14 protein-coding genes are annotated in these 19561 nt (G+C 35.3%); 3 read left to right on the forward strand and 11 right to left on the reverse strand.

Going from position 1 to position 19561, the window contains the following annotated elements; translation table 11 throughout:
• Window positions 1-43: 43 nt before the first annotated feature.
• Together AM499_RS22235 and AM499_RS11870 are read right to left on the reverse strand one after the other, a co-directional pair.
• Window positions 44-178: a hypothetical protein gene (locus AM499_RS22235; RefSeq protein ID WP_256363911.1), complete on the reverse strand. Its 135-nt coding sequence runs from the start codon at window positions 176-178 to the stop codon at window positions 44-46.
• A complete protein-coding gene (locus tag AM499_RS11870; protein ID WP_053590417.1) occupies window positions 175-1407 on the reverse strand; it encodes a helix-turn-helix domain-containing protein in 1233 nt (410 codons plus the stop codon). Before AM499_RS11870 ends, AM499_RS22235 begins: the two co-directional genes overlap by 4 nt.
• A 129-nt stretch (window positions 1408-1536) precedes the next feature.
• Between AM499_RS11870 and AM499_RS11875 the strand changes: the two genes are divergently transcribed.
• On the forward strand, window positions 1537-2805 hold the full coding sequence (locus tag AM499_RS11875) for a S8 family peptidase (RefSeq protein WP_053590418.1): 1269 nt from the start codon (window positions 1537-1539) through the stop codon (window positions 2803-2805).
• A gap of 53 nt (window positions 2806-2858) precedes the next feature.
• Here AM499_RS11875 and AM499_RS11880 read toward each other — a convergent pair whose 3' ends face one another.
• From AM499_RS11880 to AM499_RS11900, 5 genes are all read right to left on the reverse strand, one after another.
• The gene (locus AM499_RS11880) at window positions 2859-3746 is read right to left on the reverse strand and encodes an NAD-dependent epimerase/dehydratase family protein (RefSeq protein WP_053590419.1); all 888 of its coding nucleotides are present in this window, start codon (window positions 3744-3746) and stop codon (window positions 2859-2861) included.
• Between the two features lie 528 nt (window positions 3747-4274).
• A complete protein-coding gene (locus AM499_RS11885) occupies window positions 4275-9047 on the reverse strand; it encodes an endonuclease (RefSeq protein ID WP_053590420.1) in 4773 nt (1590 codons plus the stop codon).
• Window positions 9048-9122: 75 nt separating this feature from the next.
• On the reverse strand, window positions 9123-11249 hold the full coding sequence (locus AM499_RS11890; RefSeq protein WP_231687449.1) for a bifunctional metallophosphatase/5'-nucleotidase: 2127 nt from the start codon (window positions 11247-11249) through the stop codon (window positions 9123-9125).
• 224 nt (window positions 11250-11473) lie between these two features.
• Complete coding sequence (locus AM499_RS11895; protein ID WP_053590421.1) at window positions 11474-11953, reverse strand: metal-dependent hydrolase; 480 nt, start codon at window positions 11951-11953, stop codon at window positions 11474-11476.
• A 361-nt stretch (window positions 11954-12314) separates the two neighbouring features.
• Complete coding sequence (locus AM499_RS11900; RefSeq protein WP_053590422.1) at window positions 12315-12767, reverse strand: competence protein ComK; 453 nt, start codon at window positions 12765-12767, stop codon at window positions 12315-12317.
• A gap of 268 nt (window positions 12768-13035) precedes the next feature.
• Here AM499_RS11900 and AM499_RS11905 point away from each other — a divergent pair, with 268 nt between their 5' ends.
• Window positions 13036-13524 (forward strand): sigma-70 family RNA polymerase sigma factor, encoded by a 489-nt coding sequence (locus AM499_RS11905; RefSeq protein ID WP_053590423.1) that lies wholly within the window; start codon window positions 13036-13038, stop codon window positions 13522-13524.
• Between the two features lie 171 nt (window positions 13525-13695).
• On the opposite strand, the gene AM499_RS11910 is transcribed toward AM499_RS11905, so the two are convergent.
• From AM499_RS11910 to AM499_RS11925, 4 genes are all read right to left on the reverse strand, one after another.
• Window positions 13696-14889: a M14 family zinc carboxypeptidase gene (locus AM499_RS11910; RefSeq protein ID WP_053590424.1), complete on the reverse strand. Its 1194-nt coding sequence runs from the start codon at window positions 14887-14889 to the stop codon at window positions 13696-13698.
• Window positions 14890-15183: 294 nt separating this feature from the next.
• Window positions 15184-15849 (reverse strand): ribonuclease H family protein, encoded by a 666-nt coding sequence (locus AM499_RS11915; RefSeq protein ID WP_053590425.1) that lies wholly within the window; start codon window positions 15847-15849, stop codon window positions 15184-15186.
• A 423-nt stretch (window positions 15850-16272) separates the two neighbouring features.
• Window positions 16273-16926, reverse strand: coding sequence for a glucose-6-phosphate isomerase (locus AM499_RS11920; protein WP_053590426.1), 654 nt, complete (start codon window positions 16924-16926; stop codon window positions 16273-16275).
• Window positions 16927-17104: 178 nt separating this feature from the next.
• On the reverse strand, window positions 17105-17980 hold the full coding sequence (locus AM499_RS11925) for a helix-turn-helix domain-containing protein (protein ID WP_231687574.1): 876 nt from the start codon (window positions 17978-17980) through the stop codon (window positions 17105-17107).
• 596 nt (window positions 17981-18576) lie between these two features.
• Here AM499_RS11925 and AM499_RS11930 point away from each other — a divergent pair.
• Window positions 18577-19359 carry a DUF3993 domain-containing protein gene (locus AM499_RS11930; protein ID WP_053590428.1) on the forward strand — a complete coding sequence of 261 codons (783 nt, stop codon included), beginning with the start codon at window positions 18577-18579 and terminating at the stop codon, window positions 19357-19359.
• The last annotated feature ends 202 nt before the right edge of the window (window positions 19360-19561 follow it).

Consider the following 19561-nt stretch of genomic DNA (forward strand, 5'->3'; position numbering starts at 1 on the left):
CAAAACAATTTAAATGTTTTGAGATGCTTTGTTAAAACTATGCTTACATCGGTGGTGGAATCGTTAATGTAGCCTTTCCATTTGTTTCATAATCTGAGGCAAGGTTCACACTATTATAATTTGCATTAACAAAAAAGGTAACTGACAACATCAAAATAAACAAAATTAATTTTTTCATCCATTTTCTCCTTTATCAATATATTGAACTGCCTTTTCAAATTTCCCTTCTCTTTTGTAATAATTAGCCAGTATAGAAGAGTAATGTTCTTTTGCTCCTATTAACACTGCAAGTTTTGAAGTGGATGGCAATATTTTATTTTCCAGAAGGTCCATTGCCTTTACTTCTTGATCACTTAGTAATAGTAAATAAAAAGTTGCGAATAAACGAAAATGTACGACTCTCATTTGCGTCGCTTCTGCTTTTAACAATTCAAAGCTATCTTTGCTATCCTCCCACAGTCCTAATTTATATTCCGTATAAGCCAGATTATATAAACTTAACAGATAGAAATCAGTATCCTTTGACATAAGTGATACACTTTTTTTAAAATATGCAAGGGCTATAGAGTGATTTGCCATGCTATCATGAAGATCGCCTATATTGTTGTATATATGTGGTAACAATTCAATCTGATTGAACATTTCTGCATTTCTAAGTAGATGACTATATATTTCAAGTGCCTCATCATAAAGTTCCGCACGAGAGTAATTAATTGCTAGCATCATCATTACATGTAGAATCCTTTTTAAATTGTATTCTTCATAATAAGACTCCAAAGACTTTTTTCCATAAAAAATTGCTTGACTATGCTGATGTAAATGACCCTTTACTAAGCCTAAATGGTAGTAAAACTCACCTTCTAAATGGCTAATTCGATTATCCGCCTGTACTAAGCGAGTTAACAGTTCATCTCCTTCTTCGTATCTCCCTCTTAAGACTAAAAATAGCGCCTTAAAATAAGTAAATAAATACTCTTCATGTTGGGAAAAATTCTGCTTCTGTGCCTGCAACCACTTTGACTGTTCTTCCGCCTTATTAAAATCACGAATAAACACATAGTATCTTAATCTATACAGTTCATACACATAAGCGTAGTCAGTAAATACTATAATATCCACATAGTTTTCTAATTGATTAAATGCTTCTGTTATTTTTTCTTTCTCATAAAACTGGATATGATCTAAAAACTCTTTAAGCAAATGTCGAATATTCTGCTCGCTTTTTTCCACATCCTGTAAGTTAATCTCCAAGCGTTCTAGCAATAACCGTAGCGTTTCTTTGTTTGCATCCTTCGCATTATTCTCTATTTTACTGAGATGAGGAATTGAACAAATCCCCATCGCTAGCTCCCTCTGCGTTATTCCCTTTTTCGTTCGGTGATACTTAATCAATGAGCCAATTTGCACAATCTCAACTCCTAAACTTTCAGTCTACTATCATTATATAATAATCGAAATTTTCCCAATAAACAAAAGGTATATTATGTGATAGTTTAAAAGTGTACTAAAAAACAAACCGAAAAGGAGTCAAGAAGAATGAGAAAAGTGAAAATGCTCGTACTAAGTGCACTAATTGTAGGGACTTTATCCGCACCAATTCAAGTCGCAGGCGCTACACCACCTAGTGAAGACAAAAACTCCTCGGAAACATTCCGCGTTTACGTGGAAGCAAACAACAAAACAACGAAATCTACTTTAAAAGGACAGTATGAAGCACGCTGGGAATTGACAGAGAACGGATTCTCTACAGATATGAACCAAAAACAATTTGAAGCATTGCAAAAGAATAAAAATGTGACGGTAACGAAAGTGGATATCGTAACATTGGATACAGATGTACGTGTCTCCGAATTTGAAGCACTTGCAGGAGAATACCCGACGCAACAAGTACCATGGGGCATTAAAGCAATTTACAATAATAGCAATCTTACTACCACTTCAGGTGGACAAGGTATAAATATTGCAGTTCTAGACTCGGGAGTAAACACTAGCCATTATGACTTAGTGAACACAGTTGAACAATGTAAAGACTTTACAGGTTCTACCCCTCTAGTAAATGGTAGCTGTACCGATGGAAATGGTCACGGTACCCATGTAGCTGGTACTGCATTAGCAGATGGTGGTAGTGACAAAGCAGGTATTTATGGAGTAGCTCCCGAAGCTGACCTATGGGCATACAAGGTCCTTGGAGCAAATGGTTCTGGTTATTCCGATGATATCGCTGCGGCTATTCAACACACAGCAGATCAAGCAGTGGCAACAGGTACAAAAACTGTTATAAATATGTCTCTAGGCTCTTCAGTAAGCAATAGCTTAATTACTAACGCTGTAAACTATGCATATGGTAAAGGTGTTTTAATCGTTGCAGCTGCAGGAAATTCTGGTCCTGCTCAAGGCTCTATCGGATACCCAGGTGCACTTGTAAATGCAATAGCAGTAGCTGCACTTGAAAATCGTCAGCAAAACGGAACATACCGTGTAGCAGACTTTTCATCTCGTGGATACGGTTCTACTGATGGTGACTATATCATCCAACAAGGTGATATTGAAATCTCTTCACCAGGGGCTTCCATTTATTCTACTTGGAATAATGGTGGCTATAACACAATTAGTGGTACATCTATGGCAACTCCTCACGTTGCTGGACTAGCTGCTAAAGTTTGGGCTCAAAATCCAACTTGGTCCAATACACAACTTCGTACAAATCTACAAAACCGTGCTAAAGCAGTTGATATTAAAGGTGGAATCGGCGCAACAACTGGCGATGATTACGCTTCCGGTTTTGGATTTGCTCGTGTGCAATAAAAGATTTACTTAAATAACCCCCCCTCCCTCCACTATACCAAGTGGAGGGTTAATTATTTTACCACCTTCATTAAATCCTCTACTAATTCAGGTAAATATTCCTTCAACTCTCTAAATTCAAATCTTAATTCTTTTGCCTTTTCATTGCTTATTAACCAAGTCTCTGAAATATTGTATGGAGAAATATTATCTTCATTATCAGTAGAAATTATTTTCGCAGAAGCTTTCGCCTTTTCTTCTATTATATAAATCATCTCTTGTAGTTTAACGCTCCCATTGGAAGTTGCATTTATCGGCCCAGTGAAATCAGAAAGACCGATCCAAGCTAGAAATTGTCCAGCTTCCTCTTCCGATATAAAATCCATTGCAGCTTCTAAATTCACCAAATGGATTTCCTCTTGATTGACTACTTTTTCCACATAGAATTTAAGTCGTTCCGTATAATCATTCACACCAATAACTATTGGAAATCTAACAGCGACGACGGGGAAAGGAGCCTTTTGAAATAACACCGCTTCCGCCTGGCGTTTTCCTTCATTATAAGTAAAGTCTTCTTTAGGACCAATTACAATAGGATGCTCGATTGGAATAAAATCCTCTTCTACATATCCAGTTTCTGCATTCCCTACGTTATATACAGATTTAGAAGAAGTAAAAACATATTTCTTCGTATTATCCTTGAAAACTTCTATAGCAGCCAATGCCTCCTGTGAGGAATAACAGATTTGGTCAAAAACTATGTCCCAAGTCTCTTTATCTAGAAGGTGTTTAAATTCCCTCAGGTCCAATCGATCCACAATGATTCTATTCACTTTAGTTGAAAATGAATCTTCTGTTTTCCCTCTTGTCGCTATCGTAACCTCGAACTCTTTTTCTAATAATGCCTCTACTAAATGCACCCCAAAAAATCGTGTGCCTCCTAAAACTAAAGCCTTTTTCAACTTTTCATCCCCTTATCGTATTCTACTATCAATTATATTATACTAATTTGCTTGGTATTACTGTAAAACTAAATTGGTCTCGTTTATCTCTGAATTAGTCTTGCTTTCTACTATTATAATCTTGGTTATTACATTTTTGGTCTCAGTTTCAATACAATTGGTATCGAAGTCACAATATATGTAAATTAATTTCATGATTTAATTAGTTTCTTCCCCCTTGTATTTTCAATTCTATTAAATTATTTTATAAACTAATCATTTAGACCAGCTCTCTTTTTAAATAAACCATAAGTTACTGTATGCCAACTTTGGTAAATCTATTAAAATCTTTCACAACCCATGAACTACCAAAAAGAGCTGTTCCCAGAGTCGATCCGCTAACCGACTCTGGGACAGCCCCTTTTTTATTACTAGGATCGCTTCCATCTTACCTATGATTTTCTTATGACAACAGATTATGTTACAGGATTGTTACTGGTGCCAGGCACCAGTAACAATCCTGTAACATTTAATCAAATCTTTATTATGTTAGGAAGCTTTTTGAGTGTTGGTGGATACTGATTTTTTCCAGATGAGATTAGCCCATTCTGGGTGATCAATGAATGGATTACGGTTACCTTGCCATTTTTCAATGACATTGTTTCTATTTCTCTCGAATTCATCTACTGGATCTAACACATTCCACTCTAATAAAACGGATAGCTTACCATGAAACGGAGTACTTCCATTATCTACCTTATCGTTTAACTCTAGGTCCACTTTATCGCCTTGTTCATAACGTGTCGCCATATAGAATAGAATACGCGCAACGTCACCTTTTACTCGATCTGGTGGTTCGAATGAATTTGAATCCTTATAACATCCGTTACAACCACTAACAGGGCTTCCACCATTATCAAAATCTAAGTTTCCTCTAGAACTATTCACTTGTACGTCAGTTGGGCGTAAATGGTGGATATCCGTTCCTGGACCCATACTTGTTCCAAAACCTCCGTGTGATTGAGCCCAAGTATGTTCTCGGTTCCATTGACCAACGTTACCACCATTACTATTTTTAGAACGTGAGATTCCGGAATAAAACAAAATGACATTGTTTGGATTTTGAGGATCCTCGTCAGTTTCACGAAGTGCTTCCCATACTTTATCATAAGATATTTGAGTATGGTCATCTATAATCTCATGAAGTGCTGCTTTTAAAGATAGCCCTTCTTTACCGAATGCATCTTTATAATATATATCAAGTGGTGTTTCTCCTTGTGAATCCGTTTTAAATGTTACTGTAAAGCTTAATGTAGTAGTATTTTTCCCATCACTTGCAGTTACCCCAACAATGTGGCTACCTTCTGCAAGATTTAGTTGTAACGTATTATTGACTATTGTTCCTTTTGTAGAAGTATAAGTTAGAACGTCATTTTCTGGATCCGAGAAATGGTCCGTTAGTAAAATTGATAAAGTTTCTCCCGTTTTAACGTTTGAGTTAGGGATGATTTTTTTTACAATAGGTGCTTTATTCTCACCGGGCAAAGAAGGAACCACAATTGGTTCCCCTTTTATATTTGTAAATAAAACTGTTTCTGCACTCGCTTCGTTTAAATATTCAATTTCTTGAATATTTTCTGCTCCACGGACTTCTTTAACATTTTTACCATCGATAATAACTTTTTGTACTTTCGTCCCTTTAAAATCAATGATAGCTCCAGCTTGAGAAGGCTTTAATGTAACAGTAATATTTTCAAATCCAGCGCCTGTAAATTCTGCATAAGTTGCACCATTAAAAAGTATACCCTCTGTAATTTGTGAATCTCCATCCACTGCAATAGACACACTTGGTTTACCTATAGTTAATTTTTTTGTAATGAGTTTTTTAAAGTTAAACGTTTTTTCCGCTGTAATTGGAGTTACAACTTCGTCATCAGCTAATAAATCAATTTGTACCATTACTGGATCATGGTCACTTGCACGTCCAGCCATATCAGTAAAATCTGCATTAATATGAAGAATATCAATTTTAGTTTTATTTTCTAAATTCTTCGTAACTAAAATATGATCTAATACTTGTGAGTTACCTTGATACAAATACGTGTAACGATCAGAAGTATCCACTTTATTAATCATATTCGTCATTAATGTACCTTCATGAATTTTAAGGGATTCTGAGAATTGGTAATCATTAAAGTCACCTAGAGAAACAATATTTGCATCAGGATTTTTAGTTTTAATATCTTCTACTAATTTATAAACGACCTTTGCAATTTTATGACGTTGTATTTCACTATCGTAAATTGGCGGTTGAATTGCTCCAAATAAAGGAGTATCGCCAGATTTAGAGTTCCAGTGGTTAGCAATAACGATTACACTCTCACCTTTAAAGTCAAATTGAGCGGCTAAAGGTTTACGACTGCTTGTGAAAGCCTCATTAGTAGGATCAATACGACCTGGATTATACGTTAACTTACCATTTTCGTAACCAACCGCAGTAGTAGCAGTTCCCACAGAAATACCTTCAGTAAGTTTTACACGCTCCGGATTGTAAAGGAACCCAACACGAATATTTGCATTTGGTGCTCCACCGTCTTGATTGTTGACTGGGTCGATGTTTACATACTTGTAATCTACACCGCCAGCAGCTTTAATAGCAGCTATTAATCTTTCATAGCTTTGATTTGCTTTTGAATCACCAGAGCCCTCACCATTATTATCTTGAACTTCCGTTACCCCAATAATATCTGGATTTTTCATATCTTGAGCAAATGCTCTTGCTAGTTTATTAGCTTTGTCGTTCGAAGTTTCGCTAGTATTATTCGAGAAGTTCTCTAAGTTATAAGAAGCAATCGTTAATTTATCTTCTGTTGCTTCAATTGTAGTTCTCTCTGGAGCAGCAGTTCCTTTTACATGAGCTTTTTTCATTTCGTCTAAAGAAACATAGATTTTAAAGTTTTGGAACGAATAACCAACAATACCCGTAATCGGCCCTTTAAATTTATCTCCAGTTGCTACTTCAAAATCACGACCAGGTCCATTTGGTTCTAATCGGAATTGTATGCGATTTGGATTTTGGTTCCCCTCTTCATACAATACTCCGCCATGAAGTGAATTTGTAGGAGCATTTTCCAGTACGGTAATCAAGTCGCCATGCTCTTGAGGTGCAACAGCTTTCACATTACCAACTTCAACGCGCATTCCCTCGATACTTTCCCAGAAATCAATTGCATCAACAGTTGGATTGAAAACGGAAAGATTATCACTATCAATATTCTCTAATGACATTTTTGCCTCATCGATAATGATTGGAGTTGGTAATGCTAAACCACTTTGTTTTACTACAACTTTACCACCTTGATCATTACGAACGTTGATTTGTGTTGTCTTTAAATCAGTTTGTTGACGATCGGCATAACCATCATAAGCGTATTCATCAACTTTACCAGTAACAGATACCAAATCTCCTGCTTGAATTGGCCAAGTATTATTTCCACTGTAAAGTATAATTGCTTCAGAAGTATTCGGATTACTATCTGCAAATTCATCAGGAGTTTGAATCGTATAATAATTTGCAGTTCCTAATTTAAATGAATAGGTTACGATTCCCTCAATTCCCTCAACTGTTTGATCATCAAATTGGGAAGTATACCCTTCTCCTTGAATATCGTGGATTTCCAATTTACTAGTAACTGTGTAGTTAAATGTGGATACCTCACTTAAAGTACCATCTTGCCCTTTCACAATTGCCTTCAGTATTTTGTTTTCTTTAATTTCAATTGGATTAACATATTTAGTACTAGCAACTGTTGGTTCAGTGCCATCCAATGTGTAATAAATTTCTGCATTAGCAGTAGAAGTTGATAAAGTTACAGTAGTTCCACCAATAAATGACCCACTTCCTGGAGTGGCAATCGCTGGTTTTAATGTGGAACTGTCTACTATAATATCTTGAATCGAACGAGGAATAATTTGATATGCTGTGTCAAATTGCTGCACGATTCCTATAATTGATTCATACGTATTTCCAACTTTTAATCCCAAATCTCCTCTTTCATCACGAATAACAAAATTTACAGTTCCATCGGTAGCAGTATAGTTATTATTAGAATCTACTGCAGTTAATGTAACATTTTTTGCCTGAACTAGAATTGATTCGTTTTCTTCTTTCACATCTGCACCTGTTACAACTTTTGGTGCTGGTACGCCAACATTACCTTTGTTTTCAACTACTGTTGCACTTTCTAATTGCAGCAACCCACGAAATTCTGCTAATGTACCAGAAAGAGTTACTTCTTCACCTGCTTTTATTGTAAGACTTGTAGGACGTACAGCAATTCCTCCTGTAGCATCTTGTACAGAAATAGAATTTTTCAAATTAGCAGCTACAATTCCCTTAATTGATACTTCTGAACCTAATGTAACTGTACGAGCATCTGCAATTGAAAGGATGTTTGATTCGCCAGTCACAGTATAAGTAAATTCTGCTATTGGACTATTTTCTAATCCCTCTTTTACCGCAATAGCTTTAATTGTCATGTTTTTATCGATGACAATTGGAGCCTCATATACTTTACTTGAAGTAGTAGGCTCAGTTCCATCAGTAGTATAGTGGATAACAGCTCCCTCGGTTTTTGTAGATAATGTAATTTCAGTACCTGTTGCAACACTAGAAGCTGGAATTGATGGTGTAACTGCTTCTACTTTGTTTTCACCGGGAGTTGTTCCACCGTTATCCATTGTGTGAGAACCTAAATTTGAAGCATCGTTGGTAGGAAGTGACGCCCATTCAGCCGATGCAGAAAAGGAATCATTTATTATTTTATCGCCATTTGTAATGTTACTATTTCTAACTAATGTAGTATCTGTTCCGAAATTGCTTCTTTGTCCAACTTGACCAAAGGAATCGACTACTTCACCTGATCTTCTTAATACAAGAGCATCATCACCATTAAAATTGATAACGCTAATATTTTCTAAATTTCCTTTGCTTTTAATATCTGTACTTGCATCTTTGTGATATAAAACATATGTCTTCCCATTTTCCAATGCTCCAGATAATTTTAATGTAGCGGTAGTTGCCGTAGCACCATTTGCATAAAGCTCAAGTGAATAATCGCTTAAGTTAATAGATGTCCCTGTGCCATTGTAAAGTTCAATAGCTTTATTAAAACCACTTCCCTCAATATACTCTGAAATAATTAAATCTGAAGCATTAGTTGCAGCAACAGTAGTTGATGGAAACGTAGGTAAGACTAGACTTGCTATTAAACTTGCAGATAAAAAAGCATTAAAGGGTTTTTTCCAAGTACTTTTCCTCATCTATATAATTCTCCTTTTTTATTAGCAATTTTTGTAATCAATTTAGAAAGCCTCCTAGTAGGCTTTCTATAGAATCTATAGAATCATTTCCCCGTCTACTGTTAAACCTTCTAAGTCAAAATTTATCCCTTCTATCCCAGAGAGGTCTACATTTCCAGTAACCTTTACGTTTGAAATAGATAATGTTTCTTTTGGAGTACCAATTAATATTAAATTGCCTTTAATGACTGCATTTTCTAGTTTCTCCGCATCTGTAACAATTACGGTAACGTCACCTTCATAAACCTTTGGTGTTTCTACTGTGCCTGAAAAATCTTCCGCAGCAATAGGTTCTTTCACTCGATCTTTAACATCTACAATTCGTCCTTCAATTTTAGTAGGTATTTTTTCTAAAGATTTTAAATGATCTCTAAAGTTTTCCCAATCGGAAAGGCCAAGGTCATTTACTTTACCAGCATCGTAGAGTTTCTTGAAGACTGTGTAATTGTCTCCACCTTGTGCTGTAAAGTAGTTAGTTGCAACTGTGTAAGTCTCATTATCTTGAATTTCAACATATTCGCCTTTACCTTTTTCATAAGAAATTGACACTACGCGTTCCCCTTTTGGCTTAGAGGAATCAAATTCTACTTTTGCTCCAGCAACATGTAAGAAGCCACCATTTTCTAATGGGTATACACCAAAACTTGTTTCAAATGCTTGTTTTAATTCAGCACCCGTAATCTCCATTGTTGATAAAGTATTGCCGAAAGGTAAAACTGTGATTACTTCACCAACAGTTATTGGACCTACTCCAATCTCTGAACGAATCCCCCCACCGTTTTGGAACGCCATGATAACCTTAGGATTAATTGATTTAGCTTTTGCCAACATACCATCTGCAATAAGATTTCCTAATATTGTTTCATTCTTACGCACACTTGGTTTTGTATTATCACCATTTGTACGAGGATTTTCTAACACTACATCTGTAGACACTCCTATCTCCGTTTTAGCTATCTCATCCACTCTTGGTTTGTATTTGCCAAGAATTGTTTTAGCTTCAGGATCCTCTGCTAGTTTTCCAACCTCAATCAACTTTCCGTCTTGTCCAACAATTTTTCCCTTTTTATCAAACTCTATATTTAGCGTTCCTAGGTAATCCCCTTGAGAAGATGCTTGAACGATAATTGTTTTGTCCTTCGCTACTCCCTTTTCATCCTTATCTATAATTACAGGAGCATCTAGTTTTGTATGACTATGTCCACCAATAATGACATCAATTCCATCAACATGAGCAGCCAATGCTAGATCATTATCCACTTCAGGATTGTCATCATATCCAATATGAGTCACAGCTACAATTTTGTTCACTCCCATTTTTTCAAATGCTTTAACTGCTTTTTCTGCTTCTTCCATATAGTTTGAAAAAGTTACTTTTCCTGGACTTGAAAGACCTTTTGTTTCAGCAGTGGTTAACCCGAAGAAACCAACTTTTTGCCCATTAATTTCTTTCACAATACCATTATAAATTTCCCCATCTTTTGGCTTACTTGAGATCAAATCACTGAATAATCCTCGAAATTTATCATCTGCTGAAAAATCTGCATTTGCACTAACAAATGAGAACTTAGCTCCTTTAATGAATTCTGCTAATGCTTGATGTCCTTCTGGAGTAGAGCCAAGATCGAACTCATGGTTACCAAATGTCATCAAGTCATAGCCTGCGAGATTCATAAACTCTAAATCTGCTTGACCCTTATACTCGTTAAAATAAAGTGTTCCGGAGAAAACATCTCCTGCATCTATAAGAAGGGCATTCGGTTTTTGCTTACGAAATTCTTTTATAGCTGTAATTCGTTTAGTAGCAGTTTCCACTTTTGCGTGGGTATCGTTCGTATGCATCAATGACAGTTCAAATGTGGTATTTTTACCACCGCCATTATTTCCTCCACCATTGTTATTCCCACCGTTATTACTCCCACCATTGTTGTTGCCACCGTTATTACTCCCACCATTGTTGTTGCCACCGTTATTACTACCGCCATTGTTATTTCCACCATTGTTACTTCCACCATTATTGTTTTTAGCAACTTTCAAGTCTGTTCTTGCCTGGTTCACCAATTCTTCTAACGTGGTATTTGCATAGCCAACGTTTGTAGAAGCTAATAGAGTTGTAGCAAGAACTGTGGCGATTACAGACTTTTTAATCGTATTTTTTTTCATAGTTTCCCTCCTACCGGTATTTGTAAATCTTATTCATAGAAATTTAAAATAGTACAGAACTTCTTAAATGTAATTATATTAAATATTAATTACAATCTGAAAATTATTAAAAGTGAGTAAACTTATATTTACAATTGTATAAACTATGAGAATTTTATAGTAAAAATCACACAAAAAAGTGCTATTCCATTGGAGTTTTATCCAAAGAATAGCACTTTTCATTATTAATAGTTATTTACAAACGCTTCATAACCAAAATAGACAGATAGTAGAGATAACGCAGCAAATACTACATATTCTACTGATCCACCAGTTCTCGTTGTGAGAGGAAAACGAATTGTTACCTTCAAAGGAAACAATAGTTTGATCCCATTTTTAGTTGCCATATCCAAAATATAATGACTAACCATCCCAACTAATATCCCTGCTGTCACCGACTCGTTTTTCATGAATGTTGTTAATAAAACCCCTATTAGAAATAAAAATAACAAACTATGCGTAAAAGACCGATGCCCAAAGATTGTATTGATAACCTTTGAAACGATCGGAAGCTTCCGACCGATGGTGCTACCCCCATGGCAAATATCTGGAATCAATGCCCCTACGACACCCGCTCCCAGTAAAATCACCGGATCATAATGGGAGACTTGTGCAAAAGCAAGACTTGCTGCAATACCGCCTACGATGTGTGTGTTTCCTGTCATGCTTGTAATTCTCCTTTAGTTAATAAGTCAATTATCACTTTACACTATGCTAACAAAAGAAATAAAGAGCCATCGAACCTATATTCGTATTTTTTTATAGATTTCCATATGACAAAGATGTTACTGGTGCCTGGCACCAGTAACATCTTTGTCATATAACTCCTTTATCTATCTTTTCTTTTTAATACAAAAACAAAAAAGCGACCGAAGTGAGTATCTTCTAGTCGCACGTCCTTCTATTTCTTTTCAAATCTCTTTCTATAACACTTCAACATTCTCATTTTATATAGGAGACAATTTTTAGTGGTAGATGTTTATGCGAAATGTATCGTGATTTAATAGGATCATTTCCTATTTATTTTTAATCACGATGGATCGTGCGGTAGGTGTCGATCGTGGCGTGAAGCCTCTGCTTTTGTTTTAATAATACATTTTTAGATACATGAACGATATAAGCTTCGCCATTACTAAAGGTCACTTTAGATTTCCCTTTTCCAAGAGATTCAACTTCAAAATGATGATTAAAGATCCAAACACACTCCAGGTTTTTATAGGAAATCGTTGGGAAAGCAGCTATCCCATTCGGATCAATGAGAAGAGGTGTCTTCACAAAATAATTCATCATCTTTTTAATCGCTTGAATTCGCCCTTCTAAAGTAGATGCATAGGGAATACAAGCATTTGCCAATAGTTGTTGAACGGACAATGGTGAATAATAGACTCCATACGTCTTAATGATTTTAGATTTGTAAACTCCAGTAAACACTGATTTAAGCATTAAAGTGTTTTTATCAATTAAAAAACATTTCTTCAATAATATCCTCCTTTTCCTCCTATAGCATCATCCTACCAAATATCCATATACTTGTATAGTCTAATTATACTGAATATATGTAATTGTTTGAATTATTAATAGTTATTAGGCATTTATTCCAATATAAAACAATTCATTTAAGTAAGGAAAACGTATAGTTTATCTTTAACAAACGCCCTAATAAACGATTAGATAAGAATACCAATCACATCTATGCTTAGCCTACCTAGGAATAAATGAATCGTGCACGACTCCAAAGGAAAACCCAGTGAACTCGTTCGAAAAAATATTAACACAATATGAGCCCATGATTTCATCTTGCATCCGAAAATTAAACATTTACAAAAATCATGATTTATACAAACAAGCAGGCAGAATCGCCTTATGGAAAGCATGGATAAAATTTGATGAAGCTAAAGGAGAATTTGCACCTTATGCATACCGCTGCATTTATGGGACCATCCTGGACGAATTAAAGAAAGAAAAACATGTAGAGGAAACAATTAATCCCATGGAAGATGAAAAACTTTCCTTTCTCTTAGAACATGTATTAGAAAGAAGTATCCAAAATGAGGATCTAAATCTTGCACTTGAACAGCTAACAACAAACGAACGCGCATTAATTCTTTGGATCTTCGTCGAAGGTATCTCCCTCCAACAAGCAGCAACAAGAGCTGGAATAACCATTCCTGGAATTAAAAAAAGACGTGAACGGATGCTGAGAAAATTAAGAGAAATGATGCAGAACAAGAAATAAATGAAGTCTCAAAGGTAAGTATCTTGCTATTCTAGAGAATAACTTGCGATATTATAGAAGCTAATAGGGCGGTACATTCTGTCAAACCCAAAAACCCGCTATGCCCAAGACATAAAACAACCACCTTCATATCATTTTGATAAGGAGGCGGTTCTTGTATATATTTCTTGGTTAATTCGTCGGTTTAGATGAAGTAAGTGGAATCTTCTCATAGTCAGCTGGGTTCAAGTTTTCAACAGATCCATCTGCAACCCCTTTAATAATTGCGTCAAGGCCACGTTCAACCGATTTCACAAGTTGTCCTTTTTCCTTCTGTCCCATCATTTGTGTTTGCCCTCTCACCTCAAACAGCACCGTTCCACTTCCATTAAGCGCATAGCTTCCAAGTGCAGTTCCCGGAAGATCAAGTCCTTGAGAATAGAGTGATATGTTCTTAAACTTTGAGTTTCCATAAGATTGAAGTTCATTATATACAGCAACGTTCAATTGTCTTGAAAAATCATAGTTATAGTTATCGGCAAATTGAGCATATTTTGCCCCTTCTGGTGTATTCGGATCTGGAACAAACTGTGCGGATAACGATAGTGTCACTTCATCGGAAGTACCATCCACAAAATACATGCCTTGATGGTGAAGATCTATGAAGACATCTACGTTTCCATATTCCGATTTCAATGCCTTGTATACATCACGTGAAGTTTGCGATTCTGGTGTGATAAACCATCCTGGCTTATTGGATGCCCCTGGGAAATCTTGAGCTGTTGGAACATAATTGAGATCAGGATTGAAATCCCTATTTACATCAAACCCAGGATTTTCACCATAGTTATAGCTTTGGCTAATCCCTCGATCTAGGTAGTTCCAAGAAGGTTTAGCGCTCGCTAGTTGTGGAAAGTCTTCTACTACTTCCGCCCAGGTCATGCTATTTCGACGCTTATCGGCTTCAGATGCATCTGGGTTCATCATCGGCATAAAAACAAGTGTCACTTCATCTCTTATTTGTTTTGCTTCCTTGGAATTGGCGGAAAGATTTTTGAGTAGATTCAAAATTGCCACCGTTCCAGTTTTCTCGTTTCCATGAATTTCACTTTGAATAAGAATTACTTTATCTCCAGTTCCAACCTTCACAGTGTATATATCTAAACCTTTATGAGATTGACCAGCAACATCAACCTGTAAAAGCCCTTTACTGGAAGCTTCCATTTGATATAAACTTTTTTTCAGTTCACTGTGACTTATAAAACCAGAAATTGAGTACTCATGATGATGTGTTTCTGAATCCACCTTTTCAGCCGCATAGGTAGGGAGAGCCAAACTTGTACACAAACCTAATATTCCAATTGCACTAACAATTTTCTTCTTCAATCACATTCACTCCTTCTATTTATCTATTTTCGTTTATAGATTATCAAAAGATTATTAAATAGTAAATATATTTTGAATATTTGAATATTTAGTAATATAAATGGATTTTCACCCTATATCTTTAGAGACACGAAGGACTAATTATTTCGTCTATCGAAATGATAAAAATATTAGGTAAAATTAACCATTAGTCTTTTATTTAATCATCAACCACAAAAGCTTCATAAACAAACAAGCGTCCTTTTAAAAAGGACGCTTTGTTGTTTTATTATCGATAATACTTCAAGTAATTACTCACTTATCCACAACCACTTCACTCGTAGCAATTATTTCAATACCATTCAACGCCTGCGTAGCCAACCGATCGGCTTCTGCATTCGCTTTTCGTTGCACCAATTCATACTCCGGTTGAATACCGAGGTCTTTGATTTTTTTCTCAATTTTGTCTGCCCAACTTGACAAGTCTTTTTCGACAACTGGCCATTCCTCGCTCAGATGATTAATTACTACTTGAGAATCTCCAATGAACCTCACAGGTAAATGGTGAACATTCAAATTCTCAAGTTCCTGTAATCCCAAATGAAGTGCAGCATATTCCGCCTCGTTATTCGAAGTGAGCCCCACAGCAGAAGCATTCCGTCGTAATCTGTACGATTTACCGCTCTGCTCATAATAAATTACACAGCCTAACCCAGCCCTACTCGATTCCCGATCATATCCACCGTCGAAATAGACAGTTACATTATGCGGCTCTGTTTCAATTCCCTTTATATATTTTTTCAATTCTTTGATTGTCCAACTACTATCAAAATTATCTAGAAACACCAAACTTTTCGTACGACCAGTTCGCTCCATATCTTCTGCTAGCATAAGAGCCTGTGCAGCTGGCATTTCATCAGTACGAAAGATTGTTTCTGCTCCCTTCGGCGTTTTATATGTCCATTCCATTCGAATCTTCATTTTCATCCTCCTACCATTAACTTTCTTTTAGCTTATATACAAAATTAGTTTACCCAAGGCTCCCTTTAGTAAATCAGATGAAAGTTCATAAGATAAGTTTATTACTATCACAGGATTTAATAATAAACATCCATATTTTTTTATATTCTAATGCCACGGAGAGGAATGAAAACCCAATTTGCTTGTAACTATGACTTCTCCTGAAAAAAAAGCGCTTGGAATTTAGAACCTTAAAGATCAAATGTAGATTTCCTTTCTACCGTTTTAACATCATGTAATCCCAAATAGCCAACGCTTTACATTAACTCCTTAGCTATATATCTTACACATTGTTAAAATATGGAAGGGTCTGTCCCAAAAGTCACTATAAGTGACATACAGAACAGACCCTTTAACTATTTTTGACTTATAAATAGATGAAGTTTATTTTTGTGCAGATAAAATTTCTTTAGTAGCTTTATAAAGATTTTCTGTGCTGAGTTCATGATTATCTTCTAACAATACTAATGATGCCTCTTCACGCTTTTTTTGCAATGCTTCCACATCACATCCAGCAACTGCTAGCGGTAACAATCCTACGGGAGAAATCTCCAAAGGTTTCTTAATCCTTGGAATCACGAATGTACGGTTTTCCCTCTCTGTCGCCAAAACCTTGTAGGCATCATCATGGCCATCAGTAGTAACAATGACTCGGGAAGTCGATTCATAACTGTAGCGTCGTTCCATGTAAGCCCGCAATAGTCTATAGGCACTGGGTGGTCCGTTTACAGAACCTGAATTGGATATAACATTAATGTATACGTCTTTGTATGCAATGTACTGGATCAATTGATTTATATAAAGTCCACTCCTATGTTCCCCAGCAAAAATAATCTCTGGAATATTTGCATCCGAGTTGAAATAGGCTTTTAATCCTTCGTAATACATCTTAGTGGCATAATATAATTCTCCAAACCCTGTAACGATTAGAATGGATGAATTATTTCGTATTTCTTCCGCCAACTCATTAATTGAACTTATAACTTGGTCATGATTCTCCCAAAAAACTAGATTAGGTTGAATATTAGTTCCATTCATGCAATAACCTCATTTTTGTGGAGTACAAAATACTATATAAAGTATGTTTGCCTCTATAAAATATAATAGTTATATTTTATAAAATCTTCCGGATATGCATAAATGGATATTTTTTTAAACAGTGGCTTTTGATTGTGACTTTAGACTACTTTTAAAGAAAGAATACCGCTGGTTAAACTTACTTTAAGTACTGCTTTTTATTTTCCTTAATAGCTTTAATATAAAAAGGAAATTCCATAAATTCAAATAAAGACAAAGCTTGCGTGTATACTTCTTTTATTTCTTTAAAGGGAAAATCCATTTTTTCTAAGCATTGCCCTTTATAATATAAGAATTGTCCAGCTAAGCTGATAATACCTGTTTCTTTGGATTTGCTTATTCCTTGATTTGCAGTATCAAGTGCTCCTTCAATATTATTTATGTCATACAGTACTTTACACTTGTTATATAGTACTGTAATAAGCGTTTCATAAATCTTATAATCATTATAATTTTTATGAATATGTTCATTAAGGAGTTTATTATAGTAATATAAGCTTTTGATAGCTTCACCGTTTTCTGCGTATACGTTGGCAATCGTATTGTTAATTTTTATATGCAAAAAACGGAACTGGATGGTAGTTTGATTGGATGAAATTAAAATATTCTTCAAATTGGTGATACATTCTTCTGGAGAAATCATTTTTAATTTATAATGAGCTGTTTGTAAAAGATAATCTAAATAAAAATTTAACCAAATATTTTCCGAAGATATTTCATTTTTATTTATAATTGAAATTATCTTTTTATAGTCATGCTCTTTTAAGTGAAACTCAATATCTTTTATTAGTCTTTCACTCTCCAATACGTTCTTATAAAATAGCATTTCAATTAAATATTCAACAGGGATCCGTAGCTTTAATGCAATTTTTAATAAAGTATCTATTGCAGGATAAACTTCACCTGCCTCAATTCGGCTAATTGTAGACTGAGTACAAATATCTTTTGCAAGCTCCTTTTGAGACATTCCCAATTCAGCTCTAAGTTTACTGATTTCTAGCCCTAAGTATTTCATTTCCAAACAAATCACCTCATATTTGGATTTTCTAAAATTACTATGTAGTTAATAGCAAATCATTTCTTCATTTAACCCATCCTTATTTAAGCGTAGCTTTGATTTTATTAAATTCAAAAAGATACTTTGCAATTGAAGGATACTAAAAGATTAGCAGCTGAAAATATTTACTTGGACTGCTTATTACTTTCTAATTTTCAATATAGAATTCGCTCATTGTCATAGCTCGATTATTCAAACCTCAAAGCTTTACTCGGATTCATCCTTGCTGCTTTCAACGCTGGATAAATACTAATCAATCTACCACATCAGAACTTGTTCAATTTTATATTCTCTAATGCAAGATTCGACAAACATCTTTATATACCTTTTAAAATAAACAGCAAAAACACTTGAACACGACAAACAGCAGAATTCTACTAAGTTAGTATTCCTTTGAAACTCTTTGGCCAACACTCTACTATATATAGCAATACTTTCTCTCCCCCATTAGACACCCCCCCTGCCATACTTTTTAGTTCCTTTTAATCTATAATTTACCAAAATAGCATGTTATGATAGTTGCTCACTTACTAAACGTAAAGGAGAGATATATAGTGAAAAATTTATTGAAAATCGTCGCATTAACAGTCCTATTAGTTTCATTGTCTATTGCATCTGTTGGTTCAGCAAGTGCAGCGACGCCTTCAAAAATAATGTGGGGCAAAACAGAATTAAAAATTGGACAAATTGGTAAAGTGACAGTGTTACAAGATACTCCTTTAGTTAAACTTGCATCTGATGGTACCCTTACAACTGTTCGTACATTGAAAAAAGGCGACGAATACCGAGTCTACAGCTACAAATCTAATTTAAATGGATTATATGGTGTAGGTGCGGGAAGCTTTGTACAAAAAAATGCGAAGATCAAATACGAAACACCTTCTAAGAGAAAACTTGAAATCTTATCCTTTAAAAAGCTTTTCCAAGAAGCTGCAGCAAAACAAGTAAGCACGATAAGTGGCTACCATACAAAACAAGAGATTATGACACTTTTCAGCCCTCATTTCGCTGAAGAGTTTACATCACGATTTATTTCTAACAGTATGTTGAAAAAAGAAATTGATGGTGAAACACATTATTACTTTCCACAAAACACGGATAACATTAACTCTAATTACTTTGTAGTGAGTACCTTAACATGGACGGATAAAACATCTATCACCCACTACCAAGCGCCAACTGTAGATAAAAACAACATAAAAGGTGTGTCCAATCTTGTGAAAATCAGTGAGCACCAAAAATATGATGGCCTCGTAGATGATCATAAGTACACAATTACATTGCTTAAAACAGACAATGGAAGCTACAAAATTATTGAAGTACAAAAACAATTTTAACTAATAAAAAGTCATTTTCTATTCAAAAAAGAGCCGTCGAAAATACAATTTCGACGGCTTTTAGCTTTCAATCTGTGAACTGGTGCTGCTCCCCCTACTTCCAACAGCAGAATTGACAAGCTTCTCACAAGAAGGCATTAATAAAAGTTGTTTCCCTGCCTTTAACTCCCCGATAATCATCACAATAACTGCTTCCTTAGCA

The sequence above is a fragment of the Bacillus sp. FJAT-22090 genome, from assembly GCF_001278755.1.
Taxonomy (GTDB): Bacteria; Bacillota; Bacilli; order Bacillales_A; family Planococcaceae; genus Psychrobacillus.

Bases quoted from the DNA above. Each gene is read 5' to 3' on its own strand.
- AM499_RS11895 (WP_053590421.1), bottom strand. From the start codon at position 11,953: ATGACAGGAAACACACACATCGTAGGCGGTATTGCAGCAAGTCTTGCT.
- AM499_RS11920 (WP_053590426.1), bottom strand. From the start codon at position 16,926: ATGAATGGAACTAATATTCAACCTAATCTAGTTTTTTGGGAGAATCAT.
- AM499_RS11890 (WP_231687449.1), bottom strand. From the start codon at position 11,249: ATGAAAAAAAATACGATTAAAAAGTCTGTAATCGCCACAGTTCTTGCT.
- AM499_RS22235 (WP_256363911.1), bottom strand. From the start codon at position 178: ATGAAAAAATTAATTTTGTTTATTTTGATGTTGTCAGTTACCTTTTTT.
- AM499_RS11925 (WP_231687574.1), bottom strand. From the start codon at position 17,980: ATGAAATACTTAGGGCTAGAAATCAGTAAACTTAGAGCTGAATTGGGA.
- AM499_RS11875 (WP_053590418.1), top strand. From the start codon at position 1,537: ATGAGAAAAGTGAAAATGCTCGTACTAAGTGCACTAATTGTAGGGACT.
- AM499_RS11885 (WP_053590420.1), bottom strand. From the start codon at position 9,047: ATGAGGAAAAGTACTTGGAAAAAACCCTTTAATGCTTTTTTATCTGCA.
- AM499_RS11915 (WP_053590425.1), bottom strand. From the start codon at position 15,849: ATGAAGATTCGAATGGAATGGACATATAAAACGCCGAAGGGAGCAGAA.